This window comes from Synechococcus sp. GFB01, assembly GCF_001039265.1.
Lineage (GTDB): Bacteria > Cyanobacteriota > Cyanobacteriia > PCC-6307 > Cyanobiaceae > NIES-981.
In genome coordinates this window covers 1-10966 of sequence record NZ_LFEK01000058.1, presented here as the reverse complement: position 1 = coordinate 10966, position 10966 = coordinate 1, and the positions used below count along the sequence as shown (strand labels likewise).

Annotated in this window: 4 protein-coding genes, 2 tRNA genes, 3 rRNA genes and 1 pseudogene; 3 read left to right on the top strand and 7 right to left on the bottom strand. The window is 59.2% G+C overall.

Annotated features, from left to right (window positions below; genetic code table 11):
* Positions 1–123 precede the first annotated feature (123 nt).
* Positions 124–705: a methylthioribulose 1-phosphate dehydratase gene (mtnB, locus tag SYNGFB01_RS08105; protein WP_235300037.1), complete on the top strand. Its 582-nt coding sequence runs from the start codon at positions 124–126 to the stop codon at positions 703–705.
* 186 nt (positions 706–891) lie between these two features.
* On the top strand, positions 892–1515 hold the full coding sequence (gene mtnC / locus SYNGFB01_RS08100; RefSeq protein WP_235300035.1) for an acireductone synthase: 624 nt from the start codon (positions 892–894) through the stop codon (positions 1513–1515).
* 556 nt (positions 1516–2071) lie between these two features.
* Here the strand turns inward: mtnC and rrf are convergent.
* From rrf to SYNGFB01_RS08075, 5 genes are all read right to left on the bottom strand, one after another.
* Positions 2072–2188, bottom strand: a 5S ribosomal RNA gene (rrf, locus tag SYNGFB01_RS08095).
* Positions 2189–2320: 132 nt separating this feature from the next.
* Positions 2321–5190 (bottom strand): 23S ribosomal RNA (locus SYNGFB01_RS08090).
* Between the two features lie 450 nt (positions 5191–5640).
* Positions 5641–5713, bottom strand: a tRNA-Ala gene (locus tag SYNGFB01_RS08085).
* A 9-nt stretch (positions 5714–5722) separates the two neighbouring features.
* A tRNA-Ile gene (locus SYNGFB01_RS08080) sits at positions 5723–5796 on the bottom strand.
* A gap of 221 nt (positions 5797–6017) precedes the next feature.
* Positions 6018–7502: ribosomal RNA gene (locus SYNGFB01_RS08075) — 16S ribosomal RNA — on the bottom strand.
* The 16S, 23S and 5S rRNA genes sit together here with 2 tRNA genes alongside, the layout of an rRNA operon.
* Positions 7503–8259: 757 nt before the next feature.
* Here SYNGFB01_RS08075 and SYNGFB01_RS08070 point away from each other — a divergent pair.
* A pseudogene (locus SYNGFB01_RS08070) lies at positions 8260–9707 on the top strand (glycoside hydrolase 100 family protein).
* 87 nt (positions 9708–9794) lie between these two features.
* On the opposite strand, the gene petD reads toward SYNGFB01_RS08070, so the two are convergent.
* Both petD and petB read right to left on the bottom strand, forming a co-directional pair.
* The gene (gene petD / locus SYNGFB01_RS08065) at positions 9795–10277 is read right to left on the bottom strand and encodes a cytochrome b6-f complex subunit IV (RefSeq protein ID WP_048017647.1); all 483 of its coding nucleotides are present in this window, start codon (positions 10275–10277) and stop codon (positions 9795–9797) included.
* A gap of 75 nt (positions 10278–10352) precedes the next feature.
* A partial coding sequence (petB, locus tag SYNGFB01_RS08060) for a cytochrome b6 (RefSeq protein ID WP_048017646.1) occupies positions 10353–10966 on the bottom strand: 614 nt, incomplete at its 5' end.

Sequence of the window (10966 nt, the reverse complement as noted above, 5' to 3'; positions counted from 1 at the left end):
CTGACGTAATGCGCGGTGGTCTTGGTGGCGACCTCTTCCGCCGTGACGCCGGGCGCGAGCTCGATCAGCTTGAACGGGCTGTCATGGTCGGGTCGCTGGAACACCGCGAGATCGGTGATGATCATGTCGACCACGTTCTTGCCGGTCAGCGGSCAATTTCAGCTGCCTGCTGAGCCGGGAGCCCCTGCAGCTGCTGATGGCCCCAGCGGCGTCGACAAGGGCACGGTGCGTCCGGAGGACCTGATCGTGGTGAACGGCGCTGGTGGAGTGGTGCGCGGCGAGGGNCAGGCCAGCGCCGAGACCCTGTTGCACCTGGCCATCGTGGAGTGTGCCGGCGCCGGAGCGGTGCTCCACACCCACTCCCAGGCGGGGACGCTGCTCTCCCAGCACTATGGCCCCCAGNCTGATGCGACCGTGGCCTGGCTGGAACTGCGCGATCTGGAAATGCTCAAGGGGCTCCAAGGAATCCGGAGCCACACCAGTTCGATACGCCTGCCGGTACTGGCCAACGACCAGAACCTGCAGCGCCTGAGTGACCTGGCCAGGCCCCATCTGGGCACGGCGCCGCAGGGGTTGCTGATCGCGGGGCATGGTCTGTACGCCTGGGGCAAGAATCTCGACGAGGCCCGCCGGCATCTGGAGATCCTGGAATTCCTGCTGGAACAGCACTGGCGGCAGCTGCTGCTGGCGGCGCTGCGCGGCTGAAGCCATCACCCNNATCCCCCNNTGGGAAAGCCAGGCCCTCTGCCTCCCGCTGCCACCACACGATCCCGATGCAACCCTTCCGCGGCATCAGCCACCTCCTGCTCGACATCGAGGGCACGACCTGCCCGGTGCACTTCGTGGCCGAGACGCTGTTTCCCTTCGCTGCAGCACAGCTCCCNGTCGTACGTGCAGGAGCACGAACGTGATCCAGACGTGATCCGGCTGCTGAATGCTGTCCAGGAAGCCTGGCTGCGCGACGCCGACCCCGAGGCCGTGGCGCTGTTGCAGCAGGATCGAGCGTCGGAGGGGCTGGTGTTGGTGCCCTACCTGCAGCTGCTGATCCGACAGGACCGCAAACTGCCGGCGCTCAAGGACCTGCAGGGCCTGATCTGGAAGGCCGGCTACGCCAGCGGAGAACTGCTGGCACCGCTGTTCGATGATGTTGCTGAAGCGCTGCACCGCTGGCACGGCAGTGGGGTGGTGCTGGCGGCNTATTCCTCGGGATCAGTGCCTGCGCAGCAGCTGCTCTATGGGCACTGCAGCGGCGGCGATCTGCGCTCATTGTTCAGCCACTGGTTTGACAGCCGCACGGGGCCGAAGCAGGAGAGCGGAAGCTACCGGCACATCGCCGATGCNATGGGGGTCGATCCGGCAGCCGTGTTGTTCATCAGCGACTCCCTGCCGGAGTGCGAGGCTGCCTGTCGCAGCGGGATGGCCGTGCTGTTCAGCGACAGGCCCGGCAATCCCCAGCGGGATTCGGGTCAGTTTGAAAAGATCAGCGATTACAGCACCCTGCTGATCCAGCCATGAGTGGGGTGGCTCTGCCCGAAGACTCCCGCGATCGTGGGATCCTGGCGATCAACCAGGCCAAGCTCGACAACGTGGTGCGGAGAGACTGAGGACCGACAGGCGATAGTGCAGGCCCGATCTGAGTTGGCTCGAAGCTAAAACCGGCGGCCTGGTCGTGGAGGCGATGTCAGTGCACCGGTTCCATTTCGGGATCCACAGAGAGCTGGAACACTCATCCGCTGCCGTGCCGGTGAGCAGGGCCAGGCCGAACCTGCGCTGGCTGGACGACAACGCACAGGGTTGACGAGAACGGCGTCGCGCTGAGTGATGCGCGCCACACGCAACCCGTCTACAACGGGGAGGCGGTCACCTCACGCTGCAGCGAAGCGCGAATCTGGCAACGGCTGGCGGGCCAATGGCATCAGATTCATGGTCACAGGTGGTGAGCGGAGGTCCACCGGCGCCGGCCTCTGCCGACGCCAGCCAATAAAAAGCCACCCGAGCGGGTGGCTTCTTCGGCATCCGCCTGGATGCAGAATCATTAGGCGGTATGACGCATCGACAGAATGAAGATTTTACCTGGCATCGACCTATTTTCTCAGGGGGCTGCCCCCCAAATATCGTCGGCGCTGCAGCGTTTCACAGCCGAGTTCGAGATGGTTCGGAGTGGTTCCACTGCGCCATGGACACCAGGATAGTCGCTTCATCCCCAGGTGAACCCTGAGAACTGCATAGGTTAGGCCAATGATTTCTGATCGCTCAGCATCATCTCGCCCTCTGGAAATCAGCTGGCAACGGCATCGCCGCTGCTCTTAGAGCTCGAGTGTTGGTCAAGCCCTCGGTCTATTAGTACTCCTCCGCTTCACGCATTGCTGCGCTTCCACGTAGAGCCTATCAACGGGTGTTCTTCCCGTGACCTTACTGGCTTAAGCCATGGGAACACTCATCTTGAGGTGGGCTTCCCACTTAGATGCTTTCAGCGGTTATCCACTCCGCACATGGCTACCCAGCGTTTACCGTTGGCACGATAACTGGTACACCAGAGGTGCGTTCCTCCCGGTCCTCTCGTACTAGGGAGAAATCCTCTCAATGTTCCTGCGCGTGCACCGGATATGGACCGAACTGTCTCACGACGTTCTGAACCCAGCTCGCGTACCGCTTTAATGGGCGAACAGCCCAACCCTTGGGACCGACTTCAGCCCCAGGTTGCGATGAGCCGACATCGAGGTGCCAACCTCCCCGTCGATGTGAACTCTTGGGGAGATCAGCCTGTTATCCCTAGAGTAACTTTTATCCGTTGAGCGACGGCCCTTCCACGCAGAACCGTCGGATCACTAAGGCCGACTTTCGTCCCTGTTCGACTTGTAGGTCTCACAGTCAAGCTCCCTTCTGCCTTTACACTCGTCGGCTGATTTCCAACCAGCCTGAGGGAACCTTTGCGCGCCTCCGTTACCTTTTAGGAGGCGACCGCCCCAGTCAAACTGCCCACCTGATACTGTCCGGCCCCCGGATAACGGGCGGCCGTTAGAACTCTAGCTCGGAAAGAGTGGTATCTCACCGTTGGCTCACCATCACCCGCAAGCAATGGATCAAAGCCTCCCACCTATCCTGCGCATTCCGAGCCCGAGCACAATACCAAGCTACAGTAAAGCTTCATAGGGTCTTTCTGTCCGGGTGCACGTAGTCCGCATCTTCACAGACAATTCTATTTCGCCGAGCCTCTCTCCGAGACAGCGCCCAGATCGTTACGCCTTTCGTGCGGGTCGGAACTTACCCGACAAGGAATTTCGCTACCTTAGGACCGTTATAGTTACGGCCGCCGTTCACCGGGGCTTCAGTCGCCAGCTTCGCTTACGCTGACCAGCTTCCTTAACCTTCCGGCACTGGGCAGGCGTCAGCCCCCATACATCTCTTGCGACTTAGCGGAGACCTGTGTTTTGGTAAACAGTCGCCTGGGCCTCTTCACTGCGACCACCTTGCGGTGGCACCCCTTCTCCCGAAGTTACGGGGCCATTTTGCCGAGTTCCTTAGAGAGAGTTACCTCGCGCCCCTCGGTATTCTCTACCACCCTACCTGTGTCGGTTTCGGGTACAGGCAGTCATGCCTTAACGGGTATAGGGCTTTTCTTGGAAGCTTGACGTCACCCACTTCGCTGCCGTAGCAGCTCGCACTCACGCCTCAGCTCAAGCTGTTTTCGCCAGCTCTCAACGCCTCGAACGCTTGGACCAGTAACCAACATCTGGCTGGGCTAGCCTTCTCCGTCCCCCTTCCCAAAACATGACCGGTACAGGAATGTTGACCTGTTGTCCATCGACTACGCCTTTCGGCCTCGCCTTAGGTCCTGACTAACCCTCCGTGGACGAGCCTGCCGGAGGAACCCTTAGGGTTTCGGGGCATGGGATTCTCACCCATGTTTTCGCTACTCAAGCCGACATTCTCACTTCCATGCAGTCCACGCCCGCTTACGCTAACGCTTCACCCCACATGGAACGCTCCCCTACCATTGATAAATCAATCCGCAGCTTCGGTACAACGCTTAGCCCCGTTCATTTTCGGCGCAGGATCGCTCGACCAGTGAGCTATTACGCACTCCTTTGAGGATGGCTGCTTCTAGGCAAACCTCCTGGTTGTCTGGGCAATCCCACCTCCTTTATCACTCAGCGTTGATTTGGGGACCTTAGCTGGCGGTCTGGGCTGTTTCCCTTTCGACCATGGAGCTTATCCCCCACAGTCTGACTGCCTTGCTACACACAGGGTATTCAGAGTTCGTCTCGATTTGGTACCGCTCTCGCAGCCCGCACCGAAACGGTGGCTTTACCCCCCTGCTGGAGCACAAGACGCTACGCCTCAACGTATTTCGGGGAGAACCAGCTAGCTCCGGGTTCGATTGGCATTTCACCCCTAACCACAGCTCATCCGCTGATTTTTCAACATCAGTCGGTTCGGACCTCCACTTGGTATCACCCAAGCTTCATCCTGGCCATGGTTAGATCACCCGGGTTCGGGTCTATAAACACTGACGATCGCCCTATTCAGACTCGCTTTCGCTGTGGCTCCACCATTCCCGGTTTAACCTGCCAGTGCCTATAAGTCGCCGGCTCATTCTTCAACAGGCACGCGGTCACCCGATCAGTCGGGCTCCCACTGCTTGTAAGCTCACGGTTTCATGTTCTGTTTCACTCCCCTCCCGGGGTTCTTTTCACCTTTCCCTCGCGGTACTGTTGCGCTATCGGTCACACAGGAGTACTTAGCCTTACGAGGTGGTCCTCGCGGATTCACACGGAATTTCACGTGCTCCGTGCTACTCGGGATACAGCTAGGCCAACTTCATTTTCGAATACGGGGCTTTCACCCTCTGTGGCGCGCCATTCAAACGCTTCTTCTAAATCCGTTGGTCCACATTGCTGTCCCACAACCCCGATGGGCGAACCCATCGGTTTAGGCTGGTCCCCGTTCGCTCGCCGCTACTGAGGGAGTCGTTTTTACTTTCCTTTCCTCCAGCTACTAAGATGTTTCAGTTCGCTGGGTTGGCTCGCACCGCCCTATGGATTCAGGCGGCCGTTCTAGGGGTTGCCCCATTCGGAAATTCCCGGATCAAAGCGTGTTTCCAGCTCCCCGAGACTTATCGCAGGTAACCACGTCCTTCATCGCCTCTGTGTGCCAAGGTATCCACCATGAGCCCTTTGTAGCTTGACCAATGTATCTTCCCAGTGCTTCAGGCTGTTGAGGCCCATTCTCCAAGATTCACCTTGATTGCTCCTCACTGGCTTTTGGACCACTGATTGACAATCCGGTTTGAATGCCAGGATCAAACTCCCGATCCCTCGGCGGGATCAGAAGAACACTGGAAAGTCTCGGCTCTAAACTCAATAGAACGCCAGTTCTCACTGGACATCCATGAGATGCTTTCTTTCCAGACTCACCTATGCAGTTGTCAAGGTTCGCGCTGAACACAGACTCCGATCTCTCAGAGCCTTGAGTTCAGCATCCAATCAACCTGATCAGGAATGATTGGAGGCTGAAATCATCAGCTGCACTGATCTTGGTCATCCCAGTCGAAGTTCCTGGCGACGTCTCCGTCGCGTGTTCCTGGCGACGTCTCCGTCGCGTTCGACTTGAGGGTCTGGCAGTGCGCAGAGCGTGGCATGGAGGTTAGCGGACTCGAACCGCTGACATCCTGCTTGCAAAGCAGGCGCTCTACCAACTGAGCTAAACCCCCAAACACGAATGGGCCATCCTGGACTTGAACCAGGGACCTCACCCTTATCAGGGGTGCGCTCTAACCACCTGAGCTAATGGCCCAGGAGTTTCGACCTCTCAGTAACATCAAAAANTCAGCCTTGATCAATTCAATCAAAGCCGACTTTCAACATCCCTTTGGGGTGACCTAGACGAAGTTTAGGAACTGAACCTGATCAGCCGCTAGAGCTGTCAGGCTGAGGTACCGATCGACCATCGAGATGACAGGACTTTGGTTTCATCACAATGTGGATGAAACATCAGAGTCAGTTGTTGTCTCCCTGTTAGGAGGTGATCCAGCCGCACCTTCCGGTACGGCTACCTTGTTACGACTTCACCCCAGTCATCAGCCCCACCTTCGACGTCCTCCTCCACAAGGGTTGGAGTAACGGCTTCGGGCGTGGCCAACTTCCATGGTGTGACGGGCGGTGTGTACAAGGCCCGGGAACGTATTCACCGCAGTATGCTGACCTGCGATTACTAGCGATTCCTCCTTCACGTAGNCGAGTTGCAGCCTACGATCTGAACTGAGCCACGGTTTATGGGATTTGCTAGCTCTCGCGAGTTTGCTGCCCTTTGTCCGTAGCATTGTAGTACGTGTGTAGCCCAGGATGTAAGGGGCATGATGACTTGACGTCATCCACACCTTCCTCCGGTTTATCACCGGCGGTCTCTCTAGAGTGCCCAACTGAATGCTGGCAACTAAAGACGTGGGTTGCGCTCGTTGCGGGACTTAACCCAACATCTCACGACACGAGCTGACGACAGCCATGCACCACCTGTCACTGCGCTCCCGAAGGCACCCCCCGATTTCTCAGGGGTTCGCAGGATGTCAAACCCTGGTAAGGTTCTTCGCGTTGCATCGAATTAAACCACATACTCCACCGCTTGTGCGGGCCCCCGTCAATTCCTTTGAGTTTCACACTTGCGTGCGTACTCCCCAGGCGGAACACTTAACGCGTTGGCTACGACACCGAGGGGGTCGATTCCCCCGACACCTAGTGTTCATCGTTTACGGCCAGGACTACAGGGGTATCTAATCCCTTTCGCTCCCCTGGCTTTCGTCCATGAGCGTCAGTTATGGCCCAGCAGAGCGCCTTCGCCACTGGTGTTCTTCCCGATATCTACGCATTTCACCGCTACACCGGGAATTCCCTCTGCCCCTACCACACTCAAGCCTCACAGTTTCCATTGCCGAAATGGAGTTAAGCTCCACGCTTTGACAACAGACTTACGAGGCCGCCTGCGGACGCTTTACGCCCAATAATTCCGGATAACGCTTGCCACTCCCGTATTACCGCGGCTGCTGGCACGGAATTAGCCGTGGCTTATTCCTCAAGTACCGTCAGATCTTCTTCCTTGAGAAAAGAGGTTTACAGCCCAGAGGCCTTCATCCCTCACGCGGCGTTGCTCCGTCAGGCTTTCGCCCATTGCGGAAAATTCCCCACTGCTGCCTCCCGTAGGAGTCTGGGCCGTGTCTCAGTCCCAGTGTGGCTGATCATCCTCTCAGACCAGCTACTGATCGACGCCTTGGTAGGCTCTTACCCCACCAACTAGCTAATCAGACGCGAGCTCATCCTCAGGCGAAATTCATTTCACCTCTCGGCATATGGGGTATTAGCGGCCGTTTCCAGCCGTTATCCCCCTCCTGAGGGCAGATTCTCACGCGTTACTCACCCGTCCGCCACTAACCCGANGGTTCGTTCGACTTGCATGTGTTAAGCACGCCGCCAGCGTTCATCCTGAGCCAGGATCAAACTCTCCGTTGTAGGTCAGATCCTCTTGATCAACCTGAATTAAACTCTCGCTCAACTCAAGCCGCTCTCAATCTGACTTGCTCGTCACCCACAGTCTCAAGCCTCTCGGCTCTCCCTGCAGTTGGAGCCTCCTTCCTCTGACAGAAGGGTTCAAAGAGTGCACTGAATTCAAAATCTTCCGATTTCTCCTCCCTTGTCTCTCCCAGATCTCAGATCCGGTCNNNATCAGGTNTCCCGCCAGCTCGTTTCAGCAGCTCGCCTCGTGAGAAGGCTCACCGCTCTCGCTCGCAGTTCCCCGTCGCTTGTTTGTTTTGACGGGACCTCACACCCTCACGGCTTGCTTCTGCCACCATCCTCTCGGCCACTCTTTCCGCCTCCCCTCTCGGGAAAACCTCAAGATCAAGCCTCGAAACGGTGACGCCGTGAAAGCGTCAGTTCCTAAACTTCTCAGTTGTCCAGGTGCTGCCACCTCCACTCACGTCCGCTTGGACTCTCGTCCTCGCTCCCTGAGCTCTCGGTGACCGTCGCCTCCCGGCGACCCAGAAAACTTACAACACCGTCGGCTCTCGCCTCCTCGTCGTAAGCCGCGCTCCGCTTCCGGTGCGCAGTCCAATAACGTAGCACAGGCCACCGCAAGGTCGTCAAGGCTTCCCCTCAGATCCCAGCGCCAACGCTGCCGAAACCCTCCTGCTGACTGGGTTGCTGCCCAATCAGGACAGGCTCCCTAAGGTGCGGCAAGACGAGGCTGCAGCCTCCGACGCAGGTCCCGATGGCACGCCAGTTCAGCCAGGAACAACTGCGGGTGAGGCCGAGCTCCCGGGAGGAAGCCGTGGTGGCCAGAGCCCGGGAGCAATTCGAGCGAACCCTCGTGCGGGTTCGCGGCCAGCTGGTGGGGTCGGTGGCCGCACTTCAACACCCACGCCTCAGCGACGCCGCCAACTACGGCGAGGTGTTCCTGCGCGACAACGTGCCGGTGATGATCTACCTGCTGCTGCAGGGGCGCACCGACATCGTGCGCAACTTCCTGACCATCTGCCTCGACCTCCAGAGCAGCAGCTACCAGACCCGCGGTGTCTTTCCCACCAGCTTCGTGGAGGAGGCGAACGGCAATCTGGTGGCCGACTATGGCCAGCGCTCGATCGGGCGGATCACCTCGGTGGACGCCAGCCTCTGGTGGCCGGTGCTCTGCTGGCTCTACGTGCAGAGGAGCCGCGATCTGGACTTCGGGGCCAGCCAACAGGTTCAGAGAGGCGTGCAGCTGCTGCTGGATCTGGTGCTGCACCCCACCTTCGAGGGCACGCCGGTGCTGTTCGTGCCCGACTGCGCCTTCATGATTGATCGCCCCATGGATGTGTGGGGAGCGCCTCTGGAGGTGGAGGTGCTGCTCTACGGATGCCTGCGCAGCTGTTGTCATCTGATGGAGCTGGCCCAGCGCACCGCCATGAGCCGGCTGCTGGAGCAGCGTCTGGTGCTCACCCGCCAGTGGCTGCACGATCTGCGTTCGTTTCTGCTCAAGCACTACTGGGTCACCAGCAAGACCATGCAGGTGCTCAGGCGACGCCCCACCGAGCAGTACGGGGAGGATCAGCACGAAAACGAATTCAACGTGCAACCTCAGGTGGTGCCTCCCTGGCTGCAGGACTGGCTGGATAACCGCGGCGGATACCTGATCGGCAACATGCGAACCGGCCGGCCGGATTNCCGCTTCTACAGCCTGGGCAATTCACTCGCCAGCCTGTTCGGCCTGCTCTCCGCACCCCAGCAACGCGCCCTGTTCCGGCTGGTGCTGCACAACCGCAGCCATCTGATGGCCCAGATGCCGATGCGCATCTGCCATCCCCCCATGGAACAGGAGGAATGGATCAACAAGACGGGTTCCGATCCCAAGAACTGGCCCTGGTCGTATCACAACGGCGGCCACTGGCCGAGCCTGCTCTGGTATCTGGGGGGGCCATCCTGCTCCACGAGCGCAAGCACCCGGCGGCCGACCTGCTGTTGATGGGCCAGATGAAGGCCATGCTGGAAGAGTGCTACTGGAGCCAGCTGAATCAACTGCCGCGCCAGCAGTGGGCTGAGTATTTCGATGGCCCGACCGGCACCTGGATAGGCCAGCAGGCCCGCACCTACCAGACCTGGACGATCGTGGGCTTCCTGCTGCTGCATCACTTCCTGCGGATCAAGACCGATGACGTGAGCGTGCTCGACATCGACACCTGAGCGGACGCCACAAAAAANNGCCGCGACCGAGGTCGCGGCGGGNAAAACCAGAGGATGCAGGGTTCTGCGGAAATCCTGGATTGGGATTCAGAACAGGCCGAGGGTGAGCGATTTATCGATCGGAAGAGCTGCACCGATTCCGAGATAGATGGTGACAACAGTGCCGAACAGAAAGACCGCCATGGCCACAGGGCGGCGAAAGGGATTCTGGAACTTGTTGAAGCTCTCGATGAAGGGAACCAGCATCAAGCCCAGGGGAATCATGGTCTGCAGAGCAATGCCAAGCAGCTTGTTGGGCACCACCCGGAGAATCTGGAAAACCGGATAGAGATACCACTCGGGGAGGATCTCCAGAGGGGTGGCGAACGGATCGGCCTTGTCGCCCAGCATGGCCGGGTCAAGGACCGCCAGACCCACCAGGCAACCGATCGTTCCCAGGATCACGACCGGGAACATATAGAGCAGATCGTTGGGCCAGGCGGGCTCACCGTAGTAGTTATGGCCCATTCCCTTGGCCAGCTTGGCCCGCAGAGCGGGATCGGTGAGATCAGGCTTCTTGAGGATGTGCATGGCTGTGGAGCCGGTGGGTGGAGGCTAGGCGTGGAAGGGGGNAGTCGGTGCCAGGAGGAACCGATCGACACAGGATCACAAGGGACCGGAGATGCCCTGCTTGCGGATCATCAGGAAGTGCATGAGCATGAACACCGCCAGCAGCCAGGGCATGACGAAGGTGTGGAGGCTGTAGAAGCGGGTGAGGGTGGCCTGACCGACGCTCTCGCCTCCGCGCAGGAGCTCGACCATGAAATCGCCGACCACCGGCACGGCTGCGGGCACGCCGCTGACGATCTTCACGGCCCAGTAACCCACCTGATCCCAGGGAAGGGAGTAACCGGTGACGCCAAAGCTCACGGTGATCACAGCCATGGTCACACCGGTGACCCAGGTGAGCTCGCGCGGCCGCTTGAAGCCGCCGGTGAGGTACACGCGGAACACGTGCAGGATCAGCATCAGCACCATCATCGAGGCGCTCCAGCGATGGATGGAGCGGATCAGCCAGCCGAAGCTCACGTCGGTCATCAGGTACTGCACCGACGCGTAGGCCTCGGCCACGGTGGGCTTGTAGTAGAAGGTCATCGCAAACCCGGTCGCAAACTGGATCAGGAAGCAGACCAGGGTGATGCCGCCCAGGCAATAGAAAATATTGACGTGGGGGGGCACATACTTGGCCGAGATGTCATCGGCGATGGCCTGGATCTCAA